This window comes from Comamonas serinivorans (genome assembly GCF_002158865.1).
Classification (GTDB): Bacteria; Pseudomonadota; Gammaproteobacteria; order Burkholderiales; family Burkholderiaceae_C; genus Comamonas_E; species Comamonas_E serinivorans.
The window spans coordinates 2,952,751-2,970,569 of record NZ_CP021455.1 but is presented as its reverse complement, the minus strand read 5'-3'; the positions used below and the strand labels follow the sequence as shown (position 1 = coordinate 2,970,569).

Genomic DNA, 17,819 nt, shown 5'->3' with positions numbered 1-17,819 from the left:
CGTGCGCACCGCGCGTCAGTAGCGGGGCACCGTCTGGTCGAGCTCGCTCGACCACGCGTCGATGCCGCCCGCCACGTTGGCCAGGCAGGTGAAACCGCGCTGCGCCAGGAAGTGGGCCACCTGCTGGCTGCGGCCGCCGTGGTGGCACAAGCAGGCGATGGGCCGATCCGGGTCCAGCTCGTTCATGCGCTGCGGCACGTCGTGCATGGGGATGGTGAGCAGGTCGAAGCCGTCGGGGCGCACGCCGGCAATCTGCAACTCGGCCGGCTCGCGTACGTCGAGCACGAGGAGCCGCCCTTGCTGCTGGTGGTGCTGGCCCCAGGCGGCCAGTTGACGGGGGCTGACTTGATCGATCATGCGGAACACTCCCTCGGCGCCGTGCGCCTCAACGCCACGATGCGGGGCTGAGCAGGCCGTGGGTGCAGGCCGGAGGCCCTGCACGGCACCTGCTCGGCCGGCATCAGAACTCGAACACAGCGGCTTCGGGGAAGTGCTGCAGACGCGGGGCGTTCGTGTCCCAGGGCTGCGTGGTCTCGAAGCCCGATGCCGTGCGGCGCACCAGCGTGCCCCGCATGACGGGGGCCACGCCCACGATGGCCATCAGGCGGCCGCCGGGCTTGAGGGCGTCCAGGTAGGCCTGGGGCACCTCGGCCATGGAGCCGCTCAGCACGATCACGTCGAACGGGCCATCCAGCGGTGGCACCGCGCCATCGGCCTGGCGCACCTCCACGTTGCCGATGCCGGCCCGCTGCAGGTTGTCCTTGGCCAGGGCCACGAGTTCGGCATCGATCTCGAGCGAGATGACGTGGCTGGCGCGGCTGGCCAGCAGGGCGGCCATGTAGCCCGAGCCGGTGCCCACTTCGAGGACCTTGTCGGTCTTTTGCACGTCCACGTCTTGCAGGATGCGCGCCTCGACCTTGGGGGCCAGCATGACCTGGCCTTTTTTCAGCGCGACCTCGGCGTCGCGCAGGGGCAGTTCCATGTCGGCAAATGCCAGATCACGGTGCGCGGGCGGCACGAAAGCCTCGCGACGCAGCACCAACAGCAGGTTCAAGACCCTCTCGTCGAGCACGCCGGCGGGGCGGATTTGCTGCTCGACCATGTTGAATCGGGCCTGTTCAACGTTCATTGCTCTGTTCTCCTGGTTGCCCGCGATGGCGGGCCTTAGCCAATCCGGCGATTCTATCGGCTCGGCGGGTGGCGCCGGCGCCGCCCCCGGCTCGCCCGACCGGGTGTGCCGGCAGGTTGGGGCCGGTGCCGGCGGGCGCTGTTCACGGCTTGGCGAAGCGGGTTTGCCGGGCGTCGGCTTCGGTGGTGGCGCGCAGCACGCGGCAGGGGTTGCCGACGGCCACCACACCCGCGGGGATGTCGCGGGTGACTACGCTGCCGGCCCCGATCATGCTGCCCGATCCGATCGACACGCCCGGCATGACGGACACGCCGGCGCCGATCCACACGTGGTCGCCGATGGTGATGGGCAGCGCGTATTCCAGCCCCTGATTGCGCCGCGCCGCATCAAGCGGGTGCGCGGCGGTGTAGAGGCCCACGTTCGGGGCCACGAACACGTGGTGGCCAATCGTCACCGGCGCCCCGTCCAGGATCACGAGGTTGACGTTGGCGTAGAAGTCATCGCCGATGCCGATGTTGAAGCCGTAATCGCAGTGGAACGGGCCTTCGATGGTGAAGCGCGCCCCAATCCGGCCCAGCAGGCTTCTCAAAATGGCTTGGCGGGCGGTGACGTTGGCGGGGCTCAAGGCATGGAAGTCGTGCAGCTTGACCTTGGCCTGCAGCCGCATCTCGAGCACCGCGGGGTCGTGGTTGGCGTCGTAGAGCAGGCCGGCGGCTGCTTTTTGCAGTTCATTCATCCAAGATGGAGGGTGATGGGTAGGAATTTGCTTGCAGGCAACTTGGGCCGAACCGCGCAGGGTCGCGCATGGTGGCGATGCGCGCGGGACACGCGTTGAAGGCGTGCAAACCGCGGCGAGGGCATTGCCCCTGCAGGCCCTGATGCCTCGGCCGAATCGACGGGATCCGCCCACGATTCGGCGCCACAATCTGCCCCTGGATTTTGACGGATTGGCTCGGCTGACGATGCCGTGCCGGAGAAGCAACATGGACCATCCACAAGGCGTTGCCGCAGAGACCCTGGTTCTGGGGGGCGGCTGTTTCTGGTGCACCGAATCGGTGTTCAAAGAGGTGCGGGGCGTGCTCGACGTGGAGTCGGGCTACGCCAACGGCCAGATCGATCACCCCACGTACGAGCAGGTGTGCAGCGGCCGCACCGGCCATGCCGAAGTGGTCAAGCTGGTGTACGACCCGGCTCAGGTCAGCACGCGTGACCTGCTCGAGGTGTTTTTCGCCACGCACGACCCCACCCAGCTCAACCGCCAGGGCCACGACGTGGGCACGCAGTACCGCAGCGGCATCTACGTCAGCACGCCCGAGCAGGCGAGCGTGGCCCGCGAGCTGGTCGACGAGCTCCAGCGCGATGCGGTGTATGACCAGGACATCGTCACCGAAATCACGCCTCTGGCGGCATACTGGCCGGCTGAGGACTATCACCAGGACTTTTACGAGCGCAACCCCACGCAGGGCTACTGCATGGCGGTGGCGGCGCCCAAACTGCGCAAGTTCCGCGACAAGTTCAAGGCGCTGCAGCGCGAGGGCGTGCCGCCGCACCGCGTCTGAGGCCGGGCGCCCGGTGTGGCGGTGCACGCCGGCCGGCAGCGCCGACCTGACGCGCTGACCGTGTCCACCATCGGCCGCGGGCGGCGCTTGGCGCAGATTGCCGATTGACGCTGCCGCACAATCGGCGCTTTCGCAGTGCCTTGAACAAGGCGTGTTGTGTGAGGCCTTGTGTCGGCAGTTTTCTCTTCCCTGATGCCCGTGGTGTTGTTCATCGCACTGGGCTTTGTCGTTGCCCGCCTGCGCTGGATGAGCCCGGTGGGCGTGAAGGAGCTGGGCAACCTGGTGTTCCTGGTGCTGACGCCGGCGCTGCTGTTTCGCACCATGGGCCAGGTGCACCTCGACCAGCTGAACTTCGAGGCCGTGGGCATCTACTTCGTCGCCGCCGGCGTGGTGTTTTTCGGGGTGCTGGCGGGCCATGGGCTGACCTGCGTGGGCGCGGCGCGCGCGCTGGCCTGCACCTTTGGCAACACCATCATGATCGGCGTGCCCCTGATCGGCATGCTGTATGGCGAAGCCGGCCAGGTGCAGCTGTTCACGCTGATCTCCATCCATTCGCTGGTGCTGCTGACTGGCGCCACGGTGGTGTTCGAGCTGGCCGCGGCGCGCGAGCGTGCGCAAGGGGGTGACGCGGCGCCGATGTGGCGCACGGTGCTGCGGGCGCTGCGCAACGGCATCCTCCACCCCATCCCGCTGCCCATCATCGCGGGCCTGGTGTGGTCCGGCCTGGGCCTGCCGCTGCCCGAGGTGATCGACAAACCCCTGTCGCTGATGGGCCTGGCGCTGGGGCCGCTGTCGCTGTTGCTGGTGGGGGCAACGCTGGCGCAGGCCACCGTGGGCCGCCACCTGAAGGTGGCGCTGGCCATGGCGGGCGTGAAGAACGCCGTGTTTCCCGCGCTGATGCTGGGCCTGGGCTGGTGGCTGGGCCTGCGTGGCCTGCCGCTGGCGGTGATGACCTGTGCCGCCGCGCTGCCCACCGGGGCCAACGTGTTCATGTTCGCCCAGCGCTACAACACCGGCGCCGACGAGATCACGGCCGAAGTCGCCACCTCCACCGTGCTGGCGCTGCTGAGCATGCCGCTGGTGCTGATGGCCTTGGTGGCCTGGGTGCCGGTGGCCTGACGGCAGGCGGCTGGCCAGGCGGTCGGACGAGGTGCCGGGCAGGCCAGCACGCCGTGCTCCTCTGCGAACACCGTCCATCGAGGGCCTTGGCGTCCTGCGTGTTCAGGACAAGCGCCAGCGGCGTGAGCTGGGCCCCGCACGTGTGAAGCTTCAAGGCCCGCCCGATGGCCACCACGTAGGTGCCACGGCGCGGTTCGGTGCCCTCGCCGTTGGCCGGGCCGGTCTGGACGGCGCGTTCAGCAGGGGCCGCAGGCATGGCCAGTCCTCAGGGGTCGCTGGCGAACGAAAACCGACATGGGTGGTGAGGCGCAGTATGAGGCAATTGCCGTTCAATTTTGAACGGCAGCAGGGCCATACCGCCCTCTGATCTTCATCAAGGCGCCAGGCGCTCGCGCGACCAGCCGTCGGCCTGCTGCCGGTAGCACAGGCGGTCGTGCAGCCGGCTTTTGCGGCCTTGCCAGAATTCCCAGCGCTCGGGCACCAGGCGGTAACCGCCCCAGTGCGGCGGGCGTGGCGGGTTCAGCATGAACTTGGCGGCGTACTTCGCCGCTTCGGCCATCAGCCAGGTGTGGCTGGGGATGACCTGGCTTTGCGGGCTGGCCCAGGCGCCGATGCGCGAATCGAGGGGGCGGCTCTGGAAGTAGGCGTCGCTGTCGGCCTCGCTGACCCGCTCGACCTGGCCCTCGATGCGCACCACGCGCTCGAGCTCCACCCAGTGGAACTGCAACGCCGCGAACGGGTTGCCGGCCAGCTGGCTGCCTTTGCGGCTGGCGTAGTTGGTGTACCAGACGATGCCACGCGCGTCGTAGCCCTTGATGAGCACGATGCGCGTGGAGGGGCGCAGATCCGGTCCCACGGTGGCCAGCGTCATGGCGTTGGGCTCGGGCACCTGAGCCGCGATGGCTTCCTTCAGCCACTGGTCGAACTGGTCGACCGGGTTGGCGTGCGAGGCCGATTCGTTGAGTTCGGCGCGCTCGTAGCTCTTGCGCAGTTGGGCGATGTCTTGCATGGCCGCCGATGATAGTGGCGCGCTGGTCAAGGCGCTCGGCGGCCGGGCCACGGTGACGTGGGCGATGCCAGGGCCCTGCGCTGGCGGGGCAGGCGCGCCTCAGGCGTCAGCTCAGCTGGGCACCGCTGCGCTCGCGCAGGTGGGCCACCAGGGTGCGGGCCGTCATCGGCAGGCTGCCGAAGTCGCGCGCCACCAGCCCGATGTCGCGCACGGCCCAGTCGTCGGTCAGCGGCACGCTGGCCAGCTCGCCCACGCCCTGCATCAGCGCAAAGGCGCGCTCGGGCATCACGCCCACGCCCAGGCCGGCGTGGATCATGCGGCACATGGCGTCCAGCCCCGCGACCTGGATGCGCAGGCGCACGGTCTTGCCCACGTTGCTGGCCGCGCGCTGCAGCGCCAGCGCGATGGAGCTGCCGCTGGTCAGGCCCACGAAGTCCTCGTCCAGCGCCTCGGCCAGGGCCAGCGCCTCGCGCTTGGCCAGCCGATGGCGTTGCGGCGCCACCAGCACCAGGCGGTCGCGGCGGTAGGGCAGGGTCTGCAACTCGCGCGTGGCACCGCTGAGGTTGCAGATGCCGAGATCGGCCGCGCCTTCCAGCACGGCGCGCGCCACCTCGGCGCTGAGGTGCTCTTGCAGGTCGATCTTGACCTCGGGGTGGCGGTGGATGAAGGCGCCCAGGTCTTCGGGCAGGAACTCGAAGATGGCGGACATGCTGGCGTGCACGCGCACGTGGCCGCGGATGCCGTCGGCGTACTCGCTGAGCTCGGCCTGCAGCTTGTCGATGCCGAACAGCACGTTGCGGGCGTGGTGCAGCAGGGCGTCGCCCGCCGGCGTGAGGGTGACGCCACGCGCATGGCGATCGAGCAGGGGGGCGCGCAGCAGGTGCTCCAGGTCCGACAGGCGCTTGCTGATGGCGGAGGCGGCCATGAATTCGCGCTCGGCGGCCTGGCCGATGCTGCCGGTTTCGGCCACGGCGACGAACAGGCGCAGCGTCGTCAGGTCCAGGGCACGCGAAGTCGAGAGGTGGGTGTGCTGCATGGTGAGGCGTGGGCGGAGAGCCGCGATTGTCGCCCACGGGCGCGGCACCCGCCTGTCGGCCTGACCTCGGCGCGGAGGGCACATGCAGGCGTGACCGGTGCCGCCATGCATGCGGCCAGGGCCGCACGCATCGTCGCAAGCCGCAGCATCCGACGCGTCGATGGTCATGGACCGCTTCGTGACCGGCATCGGCCCGGCACTCGCCCTGGCCATGGACGCCACCGCCATCACGCGCTCGACGTTCGGCGGGTCGTCGGGCGCTTGCACCGGGCGGGACGAGCTCGCACGGCGGCGTCGGGGCGTTGAAGCGAGCCGGGGCGTTCAGGCGCCGTCACAGCGCCGCCTGACTGCGCTGCTTCCATGTCCGCCAAAAAATGTCGCAGTATGGTTGCTTTGCCGTTGGAATGAAAACGGCAGCTGGGTCATACTGCCTTGAAAATCTCCGTCAAAGCAGACACGAGGCGATCGCATTGCGCGGGCGTGCCGATGCTGATGCGCAGGTATTGCGCGATGCGGGCCTGCGAGAAATGGCGCACCAGCACCGCGCGTTCGCGCAGGGCGGCGGCCAGGCGCGCGGCATCGTGCGCGGGGTGGCGCACGAACAGGAAGTTGGCCTGCGAGGGCAGCACCTCGAAGCCCAGCGCGGTCAGCTGCTGTGCAAGCTGCTCGCGCGAGGCGATGACGGCCGCGCAGGCGCGGTCGAACCAGGCCTGGTCGTCCAGGGCCGCCACCGCGCCGGCGGTGGCCAGGCGGTCCAGCGGGTACGAGTTGAAGCTGTCCTTGACGCGGGTCAGGCCGTCGATCAGCGGTGCCTGGCCCATGGCGAAGCCCACCCGCAGGCCCGCCAGCGCGCGCGATTTGCTCAGCGTGTGCACGACCAGCAGGTTGGGGTAGCGCGCCAGCAGCGCCACGGCGGACGTGCCGCCGAAGTCCACATAGGCCTCGTCGACCAGCACCACGCGGTCGGGGCAGGCTTGCAGCAGGGTTTCGATGTCGGCCAGCGGCAGGCCCTGGCCGGTCGGTGCGTTGGGGTTGGCCAGCACGATGCCGGCGCAGCCCTGGGCGGCCCGGGCGGCCAGCGCGGGCACGTCGACGCACAGGCCCTCGTCCAGCGGCATCACCCCCAGCTCGATGCCGTAGAGCTGGGCGTACACGCGGTAGAAGCTGTAGGTGATGTCGGGCACCAGCAGGGCCTGGCCGGGGTGGCAGAAAAAGGCCTGGAACGCGTGCGCCAGCACCTCGTCCGAGCCGTTGCCGGCGAACACCTGATCCACCGTCAGCCCGTGCCGGCGCGCCACGGCCTCGCGCACGGCCAGCGATTCCGGGTCGGGGTAGCGCTCCAGCCCGTCGGCGGCGGCCTGGGTGATGGCGTCGATCACGGCCTGAGAGGGCGGGTAGGGGTTCTCGTTGGTGTTGAGCTTGACCAGGCCGGCGATGCGGGGCTGCTCGCCCGGCACATAGGGGTGCAGCGTGGCGACGAGCGGGCTCCAGAAGAGGGATGGGGCAGTCATGGTGAGGCGCGGTGAAGGGATGGCAGAAGGGCAGAGGTCGGCGGGTGCAGGGGCTGGTGCGTCGTGGCCGGCCGCGGGGCCGGGGCGCCGCGCAAGCCGGCATGGGCCGGTGGCGGCGCGGGTCAGGCGGGACGCCGGCTCGGCATGATACGCAGCAATCGATGCGCGGCCCGGGTGGGCGGAGCTGTCAAGGTCAGGCGCTGTGTGCCTGTTCGGTCACGGTCACGACCACGGCCTGGGCCGAGCCCGCCTGCCGGCGCTTGAGTTGGACGCGCCGCGGCCCGGGCTTGTGCAGGGCCAGGGCCGCGCCAGGCCGGGCAGCGGGTTGCGCGCCTCATGGTGGCGTGGCCACCAGCACCCCCAGGCGCCGCTGCAGCTCGGGGCTGGTGGTCGTGTACTGCACCGGTGTCTCGCGGCCCAGCAGCAGGTCCGACGCGGCGTAGGCGGCCTGCGTGGCCTCGTGAAAGCCGCTGATGATGAGGCGGCGCTTGCCGGCGTAGCTCACCACGTCGCCGGCGGCGAACACCCCGGGCAGGCTGGTGGCCATGGTTGCCGGGTCCACGGCCACCTGACGCTTGGCCAGGGCCATGCCCCAGTCGGCCAGCGGGCCCAGGCGGGGCGACAGGCCCTGCAGCACCCACAGCCGGGCGGCGGGCACGTGCGTGGTCTGGCCATCGGGTGTGGCCACCGTGAGGGCCGCAAGCTGCCCGGCCTCGTCGGCCTGCAGCGCGGCCACCTGGCCGGCCAGCACCTGGACGCGGCCTTGCGCGCGCAGCGTGGCGATGGCCTGCAGCGCCGGCTCGTCGGCCTGCAGCACATCGCGGCGGTGCACGATGACGATGGGGGCGTCGCGGTCATGGGCCTGCTGCGCCAGGCGCCAGGTGGCGTGCACGGCCTCGGGGCCGCCGCCGGCGATGACGTGCGGGCCGGCGGGTGCGGCTGCGTCGTCGCTCAAGGGTTCGTGCCAATGCAGGCCGCGGCCTTCGAACGGCGCCAGGGTCTCGGTGGCCAGACCCGGCAGCGGACGGGGCACGAAGGCGCCGACCCCCGCGGTGATGCAGACGAAGCGGGCGGCGAAGCGCGGGCCGGCGTGTGAGGGCGCGTGGCTGGGCGCGGTGGTCAGCAGGTAGCCAGGCTGGGATGCGGCGGCCGTGGTCTGGGCCGATGCTGCCGAGCCGGGCGCCGAGGCTGAGTCCTGAGGCACCGCACCGCGCACCGGCGCCGACGTGGCGGCGGTCGATGCCGGGACCTCGGCGTCTGGGTCGTCGGAGGCCGGCTGCAGCGCGCTCACCTGCAGGCCCAGGTGCAGCTCGATGCCAAAGGGCTGGATCTGGGCCAGCAGCTGCGCCGTCAGCTCGCGCCCGGTGCAGACGGGGATGCCGGGGATGTCGTAGATCGGCTTGTCGGCATAGAGCTGCACGGTCTGGCCGCCCGCGAACGGCAGTGCATCGACCACGGCGCAGCGCAGGCCCAGCAGACCACATTGAAACGCCGCGAACAGGCCCACCGGGCCGGCGCCGACGATGAGCGCATCCACGCGGTGCAGGGGGGACGGAGCGTCAGGCTCCACAGAGGCAACGGTCATGGGGTGAGTATGCCGCGCCAGGTCCGGTCGGCCGGGCGCGATGGCCGGCACACGCGTGGCCGTTGGGGTTAAGCGGCCGCGCGGTGGGTTGAATACGAGGCAATGGGGTATGCGGCTGTTGCGATTGGCTAACAAACGGCAATGCGGGCATACTGCCACAAGAAAAAACGCGCCAGGAGGGCGCGTTCATCAGGGGCTGGGTCGGCGGCGTGCGGGCTGCCCGAGGTGGCCCGGTGTCGGCCACACGGCCCCGAGCCGCGCCCGCGTCAGCGGATCAGCTCGGCCAGCTTGCCGTCTTTGCCGTTCCACTCGTCGGCGTCGGGCAGCGAGGCCTTGCGCTTGGTCAGCGGCTTCCAGCCCGGCAGCTTTGCCAGTTCGGCGTTCAGCGCAATCATGTGCTCTTGACCGGGGGGCAGGTCTTCTTCGGCGTAGATGGCGTTGGCCGGGCACTCGGGGATGCACACGGCGCAGTCGATGCACTCATCGGGGTCGATGGTGAGGAAGTTCGGACCTTCGATGAAGCAGTCCACGGGGCACACATCCACGCAATCGGTGTATTTGCAGCGGATGCAGTTTTCGGAGACGACGTGAGTCATGGTGAGAAAGGGGCTCGAGGTGGGGCCTGCATCGAGCAGGCCCAGGCGCAGGCAGGAAAACCCGACATTTTACGCCGCGCGGTCTGGGGCCAGACCGGCGGCGGGCAAGGCAGGGGACAGGGGCGGCAGCGGCATCACGCCACCAGCACGGCTGCGGCGGTGCGGTTGGTGGCGCTGTCCACGAGGATCAACGCACCGAGGTGGCGCGACTCGGCGTAGGGCACGGCGGGGATGCCGTCCTGCAGCGTGAGCTCGACACGGCCGATGGCGTTGGCGGGCAGGTCGTGCGACTCCTCGCGTGCCAGGGTGTTGATGTTGAGCTGGTGCACCACGCGCTTGACCCGCGCCTTGATCCAGCGGTGTCCGTGCAGCGCCCAGTAAACGCGGCCGGGCGTCAGGGCATCGTCGTCCAGCCAGGCGACCACGGCCTGCAGCTCGCGCGTGACGGCGTAGCTGGGCGTGGGCTCGTCGAAGCTGTCGTCGGCCACCGGGGCCGGTGCGGCGATCACCCAGTCACCGCGCGAGATGTCGAGCTCGCGGTCGAGCTTGAGCCCGGCGCTGTGGCCAGCCAGCACGGCGCCGGGCTGGCGCACGTGGTTGATGACCTCGGCCACCACGGCGCGCTGGCCGCTGGGCAGCACCTGGACCTGGGAACCGGCGGTGAGCTCGCCGGCGGCCACGCGGCCCCAGAGCACGCGGCGACCGCGTGCGGTGTCGCTGTCCCCGCTCTGGGGCGTTTCCACCCACTGGACGGGAAAGGCCAGCGATGCCTGCGCTTCGCCCGTGACGGGCAGGGTTTCGAGCAACTCGAGCAAGGCCGGGCCCTGGTAGCCGGCCCAGCCGGGCTCATCGGCGCGCGGCCCGACCACGTTCCAGCCCTTCAGGGCGGACATGGGGACGGTGGCCACGGCCTGGATGCCGGCCTCTTGCGTGAAGCGGGTCAGCGCGGCGCTGATGCGGGCAAAGGCCCCTGCGGCGTCAGGCAAGGCGTCCAGCTTGTTGACGGCGAACACGATGGACGGCACGCGCAGCAGGTGGGCCAGCAGGCTGTGGCGGCGGGTCTGCGGCAGCAGGGCGTCGCTGTCTTGCGCGGGGCCGCCTTCGCGGGCCCAGGGCAGCTTGGTCGCATCGACCAGCACCACGGCGGCGTCGGCCTGGCTGGCTGCCGTGACCATGTTGCGCGTGTACTGCTCGTGGCCGGGGGCATCGCCGATGATGAACTTGCGGGCTTCGGTGCTGAAGTAGCGCCAGGCCACGTCGATGGTGATGCCTTGCTCGCGCTCGGCGGCCAGGCCGTCGGTCAGGCGGGCCAGGTCCACCTGATCGCCATCGTGCGTTTGCTTGGTGACGCCGGCGAGGTGGTCTTGCAGCACGGCGCGGCTGTCGACCAGCAGGCGGCCGATCAGCGTGCTCTTGCCGTCATCGACCGAGCCGCAGGTGATGAAGCGCAGGGCGGTTCCGGTATCGGGGGCTTGGGAGGCGGTCACGGCAGAAGAGGAAACAGGTCGGTTGAGTTCAAGCACGTCGGACATCAGAAGTAGCCCTCTTTCTTGCGTTTTTCCATCGAGGCCTCGCTGGTCTGGTCGTCCATGCGGGTGGCGCCGCGCTCGCTGACGTTGGCGGACAGCGTCTCGACGATGATGTCGGCGGCCGTGCCGGCCTCGCTGGCCACGGGGCAGGTGCAGGTCACGTCGCCCAGGGTGCGAAAGCGCACGGGCAGCGTCTGCACGGTTTCATCGGCGCGGGGCGGCGTCAGATCGGTCACGGGCATCAGCAGGCCGTTGCGCTCGACGACCTGGCGCGGGTGGCTGTAGTACAGGCTGGGCAAGGCGATCTGCTCGCGCTCGATGTACTGCCAGACGTCGAGCTCGGTCCAGTTGCTGATGGGGAACACGCGGAAGTGTTCACCGGGTGCCAGGCGGGTGTTGAACAGCGTCCACAGCTCGGGACGCTGCGCCTTGGGTTGCCACTGGCCGAAGCTGTCGCGGTGCGAAAAGATGCGCTCCTTGGCGCGGGCCTTTTCCTCGTCGCGGCGCGCGCCGCCCATCAGGGCGTCGAAGCGGAATTCCTCGATGGCTTCGAGCAGGGTCACCGACTGGTGGGCGTTGCGCGGCTCGTCGGGACGCGACAGGCGCACGGTGCCGCGCGCCATGGAGTCTTCCACGCTGCGCACGATGAGCTTGGCCTGCAGCTCGGCGGCCCGCTGATCGCGGAAGGCCGTCACTTCGGGGAAGTTGTGGCCGGTGTCGATCATCAACAGCGGGTAGGGGATGCGGCCGATGCCGAACGCCTTTTCGGCGCACTTGAGCATGACCAGCGAGTCCTTGCCGCCCGAGAACAGCAGCGCGGGGCGCTCGAACGAGGCCGCAACCTCGCGCAGGATGAAGATGGTTTCTTCTTCCAGCGCGTCAAGGTGGGCATTGGACAGGTGGTGGGCAGCAGCCTGGTTGAGGGCCGACTGGATCACGGCGGATTCGGTGGTGGCGTTCATGGGGTGCGGGGCGTGGAGGGGAGCGGGCGGCATTCGCATGCGGGCTCGCTCGGTCAAATCAATGGGCCAGGTGCAAACCGCACTCGCGGTGCTCTTCGCCCTTGGTCGGGTCCACGTAGTCGAAGTTGTTGGGCAGGCCATGGGCCTTGCAGTACTCGTACATCTCCTTGGACGACCAGTGCAGCACGGGCGCCACCTTGATCAGGCCATCCGGATTGATGCTGACCGGGTCCATCTGCGCCCGCACGGCGGTGTCGGCGGCGCGCAGGGCGGTGAACCACACCTTGGGCGCGGTTTCGCGCAGGGCGCGGGCAAAGGGCTCCAGCTTCACTTCTTCGGTGAAGGCGGCGTGGCGCGGGTCGTCCAGTGCCGGCGTGGGGCCGTCCACGGCCTCGCGGTGGGCGCGCGAACGCAAGGGCAGGTAGGTGCGCAGGTTCAGCTTCAGCAGCCGGGTCACCTCGTCGGCGAAGCGGTAGGTGGCCTCGGTGTTGTGGCCGTTGTCCATCCAGACGATGGGCACGTCGGGCTGCACGCGGGTGACCATGTGCAGGATCACGGCCTCGAAGGGGCGGAAATTGGTGGTGACGATGGCCGGCTGGTTCAGGTCCAACGCCCACTTCACCAGGGCGTCGGCGTCGCGACCGAGTTCGGCATTGACGCGGGCGAGGTCGAGGGTGTCAGCGGAGCTCATGCAGCCTCCCGAGCGAACAGCGGGCGGGGGTTCAGCGCGTCGCCCTGGTAGAAGGCCGGGTAACGCTCAAACTGGCGTTGCGCAACGGCGGGGTCGAGCCCTTCGCGCAGCACGGCACTGCTGAAGCCGCTGCGGGCCATTTGCACGAGCTGGTCGATCAGCACCTCGCCGGTGGCGCGGAGGTCGCCCTTGAAGCCATAGCGACGGCGCAGCAGCACGGCCTGGCTGAAGGCGCGGCCATCGGTGAACTTGGGGAACGTGAGCTCAATGAGCTCGACACCCTGCAGGGCGCCGCTGGCCGCAAGTTCGGCGAGTTCGGCATCGTTGGTGATCTGCAGCGTTTTCAGCAGGTTGTCGCTGGCCGGCACGGCGTTGGCAGCAAAGATGTTCATGGCGGTGGGCTAATGTGAGAACGGCGCGATCAGTCGGCCAGGGCTTCTTCGGCTTGCTTGGGGTGGCGGGCGGCGTTGGCCGCGGCCTTGAACGGGTCCTGGCCGATGCGACGCAGCGCGTCGATGAAGAACTCGCCGGGCTTGCGCAGCTCGCGGAAGGTCGTCAGCACGGCCTCGATCACGTCGGGCACTTCGGCGGCTGAGAACGAGGGGCCCACGGCCTTGCCCGCGATGGCCGGACCCGACAGCGTGCTGCCATCGGCACCGCCCAGCGAGACCTGGTACCACTCCTTGCCGTCCTTGTCGACGCCCAGGATGCCGATGTGGCCACTGTGGTGGTGGCCGCAGCTGTTGATGCAGCCGCTCATGTGCAGGTCGATGGGGCCGAGGTCGAACACCTCGTCCAGGTCCTGGTAACGCTCGGTCAGCGCGGCCGCGATGGGCAGCGAGCGGGCGTTGGCCAGGGCGCAGAAGTCGCCGCCGGGGCAGGCGATCATGTCGGTCAAGAGGCCGATGTTGGGTTGGGCCAGGCCCAGGTTGCGAGCGGCTTCGTACAGCGCGGGCAGGTCGGATTCGAACACCCAGGGCAGCAGCAGGTTCTGCTCGTGCGACAGCCGGGCTTCGCCGGCCGAGAACTGGTCGGCCAACTGGGCCAGCGCGTCGATGGTGTCGGCGTCGGCGTCGCCGGGCGCAAAACCCACGCGCTTGAACGACAGCGTGACGGCGCGCATGCCGGGCAGGCGGTGGCCGCGCACGTTCTGCTGGAGCCAGCGCTGGTACAGCTGACCATCCGTCTTGACGCTGGAGGGCAGGTTGGCGGGCTTGAGCTCGGGCACCTCGAAGTTGGCCGAAACACGGTCCAGCTCGGCCTGGGTGATGGTGTGGGGGGCGCCGTCCTGCGTCAGGATGGCTTGGTATTCGGCTTCGACAGCGTCGATGAATTTCTGACCCTCCGCCTTGACCAGAATTTTGATGCGCGCCTTGTACTTGTTGTCGCGTCGGCCGTAGAGGTTGTAGACGCGGATCACGGCCTCGATGTAGTTGAGCAGCTGGTGCCAGGGCAGAAACTCACGCACCACGGCGCCGATCACGGGCGTTCGGCCCATGCCGCCGCCCACCTTCACGGCGAAGCCCAGTTCGCCGTCGGCGCTGCGGGTCATCTGCAGGCCGATGTCGTACCAGCTGGTGGCGGCGCGGTCTTCGGCGGAGCCGTTGAACGACATCTTGAATTTACGCGGCAGAAAGGCGAATTCGGGGTGAAGGGTGCTCCATTGACGCAGGATTTCCGCAAATGGCCGCGCATCGGCAATCGAATCCTCGGCGATGCCTTCGTAGACTTCGCAGTTGATGTTGCGCATGGCGTTGCCGCTGGTCTGGATGCCATGCATGCCCACGCTGGCCAACAGGTCCATCACGTCGGCGGCCTTGGTGATGGGGATCCAGTTGAACTGCACGTTGGTGCGCGTGGTGAAGTGGCCGTAGCCGTACTTCAGCGGCGCGGCAGCCAGCGTGAGACCGGGCTGGGCTGCCTGCAGTTCGTCCTGGGTGGCCTGGGCATGGGCCAGCAGCTCGGCATCGGGTTTGTCGTAGTCACGGGCAATGTGCGCCAGCATGCGCAGCTGGGTGCTGCTGATTTCGCCATAGGGCACAGCGATGCGGGCCATGGGCGCATACCGCTGGATGTACCAGCCGTTTTGCAGTCGCAGGGGCAGCAGTTCCTCATCGCTGAGTTCGCCGCGCTGCCAGCGGTCGAGCTGGTCGCGGAACTGGGCGGCGCGCTGGCGGACGAAGGCTTTGTCGAAATCGGTGTAGCGATACATGGCTGGCGTGGGGTAACGTGACGCTGTAGGGCACCGGGTAAACCCGATGCAAGCTTCTTAGGGTGAACTCTAGGGCCTGGGCGGCCAAAACCAAACGATTAAGTTGTTTGGCATATATGCGCTTTCGGCATATTGAAGCGCAGATTTCGGCTTTGCCTCGATATAACAAACCGCCCGAGCGGCCGGTCGGCGCGCGCGGGCCGCAACAAAAAGCGGCCCGGAGGCCGCTGGAAGGAGAACGCCGGGTTCAGAGCACCTTGGCGATCGAGGCGCAGACGTAACCGATGTTCTTCTCGTTGAGGGCGGCCACACACATGCGGCCGGTGTCGGTGCCGTAGACGCCGAATTCGTTGCGCAGGCGCACCATCTGGTCCTTGCTCAGGCCCGAGTAGCTGAACATGCCCACCTGGGTGGTGATGAAGCTCATGTCCTGCTGCACGCCCGCTGCCTTGAGGCCTGCGACCAGCTGCTGGCGCATGGCCTTGATGCGGTCGCGCATGCCGGCCAGCTCCTGTTCCCACTGGGCGCGCAACGTGGCGTCACCAAGCACGGCCGCCACCACGGCGCCACCATGGATGGGCGGGTTGGAGTAGTTGGTGCGGATGGTGATCTTGATCTGGCTCAGCACGCGGGCCGCTTCGTCCTTGTCCGTGCACACCACCGACAGGGCGCCCACGCGCTCGCCGTACAGGCTGAAGCTCTTGGAGAACGAGGTCGACACCAGGATGTTCAGGCCGGCGGCCACGAACTTGCCCACCACGGCGCCGTCTTGCGCCAGGCCTTGGGCAAAGCCTTGGTAGGCCATGTCCAGGAAAGCGGTCAGGTTCTTGGCCTTGACCACGGCAATGACCTGCTCCCACTGTTCGGGCGTCAGGTCGTAGCCGGTCGGGTTGTGGCAGCAGGCATGCAGCACCACGATGGTGCCGGCGGCTGCGGCGTTCAGGCTGGCCAGCATGCCGTCGAAGTTCACGCCGCGCTTGGCGGCGTCGTAGTAGGCGTAGGTGTCAACCTCGAAGCCGGCCTTGGTGAACAGCGCGCGGTGGTTCTCCCAGCTCGGGTCCGAGATCAGCACCTTGGCCGCCGGGTTCAGCTGCTTGAGGAAGTCGGCGCCGATTTTCAGGGCGCCCGTGCCCCCAAGGGCCTGCACCGTGGCCACGCGACCGGCCTTCAGCACCTCGCTGTCCGCGCCGAACACCAGGTTCTTGACGCCTGCGTCGTAGGCCGCGATGCCGTCGATCGGCAGATAGCCACGGGGTGTGGGGGTGCCCATCAGGGTTTTTTCGGCAGCTTGCACGCATTGCAGCAGGGGCAGCTTGCCGGCTTCGTCGAAGTACACGCCCACGCCCAGGTTCACCTTGTTGGGGTTGGTGTCAGCGGCAAATTGCTCGTTCAGGCCCAGGATGGGGTCGCGGGGTGCCAGTTCGACGGCAGAAAACAAAGACATTGAAAAGTCCTGCACAGGTGAGTCAGACAATGCTGGAGAGGCGGCCTGACGATCGGCCAGGGCCTGGGCAGCAGCGCCAGTGAGCGCGCGGGTATTTTAGTGGCATGCCGCCCGGGCTACCGGTGTGTTGCCATGTGGGCACGATGGGCATCTCACCGGCCCGCCTATTACCGCTGATCAGAATGTATCTGAGGGCTACTATGATGAGGTGATGTATCGATTGCTGAGATGGCGCATGAAAAATCTGTTCAAGTCCCTGTTCTTTCCAGCTCCCAAGCCACAGGCCAGCGCATCGGGGGGCTCTGGGCGCCCCAAGGCGCGCGAAGAGGCTGGTGCCGAGTTCTACAGCGACTTCGGCGGTTTGTGGATTGACCGGAGGGACGCCTTGGCCGTTTTGGACCGCAAGGCGGCCGAGGACCCCGATGTTGCCGTCTTGCGCCCGCAGATCGAGCAGTTCATCCGAGACGGCTATGTGGTGTTGGAGCAGGCGGTGTCGCATGAGCTGATCGATGCGTACACCGCGGAGTTGCAACGTCACATCGCCTCGGGGATCTCACCGCTGCAGGTCAGTGTGCCGGTCCAAGGGCCCCAGGACAAAAGTGTGGTTTCCCTGGCCGATGCAGATGTGAAGGCGCCGCTGTCCAAAATCCTGGACACCTACGCCTGCATGCCCAGTGCCTTGCCCATGGTGTTCAACGAAGCGGTGCATAAGTTTTTGAGGGCGGTGTTCGAAGAGGAGGTGCTGGCCTTTCAAGGATTGCATTTCGAACGGGGCTCCACACAGGCCATTCACCAGGACACGGCGTACGTGGTGGCGGATCGGCCATTGGAGATTTGTGCGTCCTGGCTGGCGCTGGAAGACATTCAGCCCGGTTCCGGTGAGCTGATCTACTACGTGGGAAGCCACCATGCGCTGGCCGATTGGAAGTACAGCGGCCGATTCAAGCACTACAACCACGAACGCGATCCGCACGCGGAGCACATGGGGCACCTCAACAGCCTGGTCGAACGCTCCGAGGCCCAGGGTCTGGAGCTGGCGCATTTCCTGCCTAAAAAGGGTGATGTGCTCATATGGTCGGCCGATCTGGCCCATGGCGGCAGCCAGATTTTGAACCCGGATGTCACGCGCCGCAGTCTGGTGACCCATTTCTCGCCGCAGTCGGCAACGCCGAATTACTTCCGCTACTTGCCCAAGGACAAGCAGGTCTATCGGACCTACCAGCCGGGTTGTCACACGGCCACGATGTATTACTGATAGGTCTGAGGCGGCAGCAAGCTGCCTTCACCCCTTTGTGGGATCGAGCCATTGCAGCGCCGAGCGTCCCAGATCATCTCAGGCAAGCGCGCTGCTGGCGCCCAAAAGCGAATGGCCTGACCACACGATGTGGTCAGGCCATTGTGGTGATGCGGTGATGGCAGTATGTGTCGGTTCCCGTT

At 68.2% G+C, this 17,819-nt stretch carries 17 protein-coding genes; 3 read left to right on the top strand and 14 right to left on the bottom strand.

Annotated elements, in window-relative coordinates:
• Positions 1-15 precede the first annotated feature (15 nt).
• The 3 genes from CCO03_RS12545 to CCO03_RS20630 form a co-directional block, all read right to left on the bottom strand.
• Positions 16-357 (bottom strand): rhodanese-like domain-containing protein, encoded by a 342-nt coding sequence (locus CCO03_RS12545; RefSeq protein ID WP_087281545.1) that lies wholly within the window; start codon positions 355-357, stop codon positions 16-18.
• A 103-nt stretch (positions 358-460) separates the two neighbouring features.
• Positions 461-1,129 carry a protein-L-isoaspartate O-methyltransferase family protein gene (locus tag CCO03_RS12540; RefSeq protein WP_087281544.1) on the bottom strand — a complete coding sequence of 223 codons (669 nt, stop codon included), beginning with the start codon at positions 1,127-1,129 and terminating at the stop codon, positions 461-463.
• 142 nt (positions 1,130-1,271) lie between these two features.
• On the bottom strand, positions 1,272-1,865 hold the full coding sequence (locus CCO03_RS20630; protein WP_087281541.1) for a sugar O-acetyltransferase: 594 nt from the start codon (positions 1,863-1,865) through the stop codon (positions 1,272-1,274).
• A gap of 247 nt (positions 1,866-2,112) precedes the next feature.
• Here CCO03_RS20630 and msrA point away from each other — a divergent pair, with 247 nt between their 5' ends.
• Together msrA and CCO03_RS12525 are read left to right on the top strand one after the other, a co-directional pair.
• Positions 2,113-2,688, top strand: a complete 576-nt coding sequence (msrA, locus tag CCO03_RS12530) for a peptide-methionine (S)-S-oxide reductase MsrA (protein WP_087281539.1) — start codon at positions 2,113-2,115, stop codon at positions 2,686-2,688.
• Between the two features lie 192 nt (positions 2,689-2,880).
• Positions 2,881-3,807, top strand: a complete 927-nt coding sequence (locus tag CCO03_RS12525; RefSeq protein WP_087281537.1) for an AEC family transporter — start codon at positions 2,881-2,883, stop codon at positions 3,805-3,807.
• A gap of 373 nt (positions 3,808-4,180) precedes the next feature.
• Here the strand turns inward: CCO03_RS12525 and pdxH are convergent, their stop codons facing one another.
• The 11 genes from pdxH to CCO03_RS12470 form a co-directional block, all read right to left on the bottom strand.
• Positions 4,181-4,816 carry a pyridoxamine 5'-phosphate oxidase gene (gene pdxH, locus CCO03_RS12520; protein WP_087281535.1) on the bottom strand — a complete coding sequence of 212 codons (636 nt, stop codon included), beginning with the start codon at positions 4,814-4,816 and terminating at the stop codon, positions 4,181-4,183.
• Positions 4,817-4,922: 106 nt separating this feature from the next.
• Positions 4,923-5,852, bottom strand: a complete 930-nt coding sequence (locus CCO03_RS12515) for a LysR substrate-binding domain-containing protein (RefSeq protein ID WP_087281533.1) — start codon at positions 5,850-5,852, stop codon at positions 4,923-4,925.
• A 422-nt stretch (positions 5,853-6,274) separates the two neighbouring features.
• Positions 6,275-7,363, bottom strand: a complete 1,089-nt coding sequence (hisC, locus tag CCO03_RS12510) for a histidinol-phosphate transaminase (protein ID WP_087281531.1) — start codon at positions 7,361-7,363, stop codon at positions 6,275-6,277.
• Between the two features lie 334 nt (positions 7,364-7,697).
• Positions 7,698-8,948, bottom strand: coding sequence for an NAD(P)/FAD-dependent oxidoreductase (locus CCO03_RS12505; protein ID WP_087281529.1), 1,251 nt, complete (start codon positions 8,946-8,948; stop codon positions 7,698-7,700).
• Positions 8,949-9,214: 266 nt separating this feature from the next.
• Positions 9,215-9,544: a ferredoxin FdxA gene (fdxA, locus tag CCO03_RS12500; RefSeq protein ID WP_087281527.1), complete on the bottom strand. Its 330-nt coding sequence runs from the start codon at positions 9,542-9,544 to the stop codon at positions 9,215-9,217.
• Positions 9,545-9,678: 134 nt separating this feature from the next.
• Positions 9,679-11,076 (bottom strand): sulfate adenylyltransferase subunit 1, encoded by a 1,398-nt coding sequence (locus tag CCO03_RS12495; protein ID WP_087281525.1) that lies wholly within the window; start codon positions 11,074-11,076, stop codon positions 9,679-9,681.
• The gene (gene cysD / locus CCO03_RS12490; RefSeq protein WP_087281523.1) at positions 11,076-12,035 is read right to left on the bottom strand and encodes a sulfate adenylyltransferase subunit CysD; all 960 of its coding nucleotides are present in this window, start codon (positions 12,033-12,035) and stop codon (positions 11,076-11,078) included. Before cysD ends, CCO03_RS12495 begins: the two co-directional genes overlap by 1 nt.
• A gap of 58 nt (positions 12,036-12,093) precedes the next feature.
• Positions 12,094-12,726 carry a phosphoadenosine phosphosulfate reductase domain-containing protein gene (locus CCO03_RS12485; RefSeq protein ID WP_087281521.1) on the bottom strand — a complete coding sequence of 211 codons (633 nt, stop codon included), beginning with the start codon at positions 12,724-12,726 and terminating at the stop codon, positions 12,094-12,096.
• A complete protein-coding gene (locus tag CCO03_RS12480; RefSeq protein ID WP_087281519.1) occupies positions 12,723-13,118 on the bottom strand; it encodes a DUF934 domain-containing protein in 396 nt (131 codons plus the stop codon). The genes CCO03_RS12485 and CCO03_RS12480 overlap by 4 nt, the downstream gene beginning before the upstream one ends.
• A gap of 29 nt (positions 13,119-13,147) precedes the next feature.
• A complete protein-coding gene (locus CCO03_RS12475) occupies positions 13,148-14,938 on the bottom strand; it encodes a nitrite/sulfite reductase (RefSeq protein ID WP_087281517.1) in 1,791 nt (596 codons plus the stop codon).
• A gap of 247 nt (positions 14,939-15,185) precedes the next feature.
• Entirely contained in the window at positions 15,186-16,382 is a 1,197-nt protein-coding gene (locus tag CCO03_RS12470; protein WP_087281515.1) for an amino acid aminotransferase, read from the bottom strand.
• A 235-nt stretch (positions 16,383-16,617) separates the two neighbouring features.
• On the opposite strand from CCO03_RS12470, the gene CCO03_RS12465 reads away from it, so the two are divergent.
• A complete protein-coding gene (locus CCO03_RS12465) occupies positions 16,618-17,637 on the top strand; it encodes a phytanoyl-CoA dioxygenase family protein (protein ID WP_157667669.1) in 1,020 nt (339 codons plus the stop codon).
• The last annotated feature ends 182 nt before the right edge of the window (positions 17,638-17,819 follow it).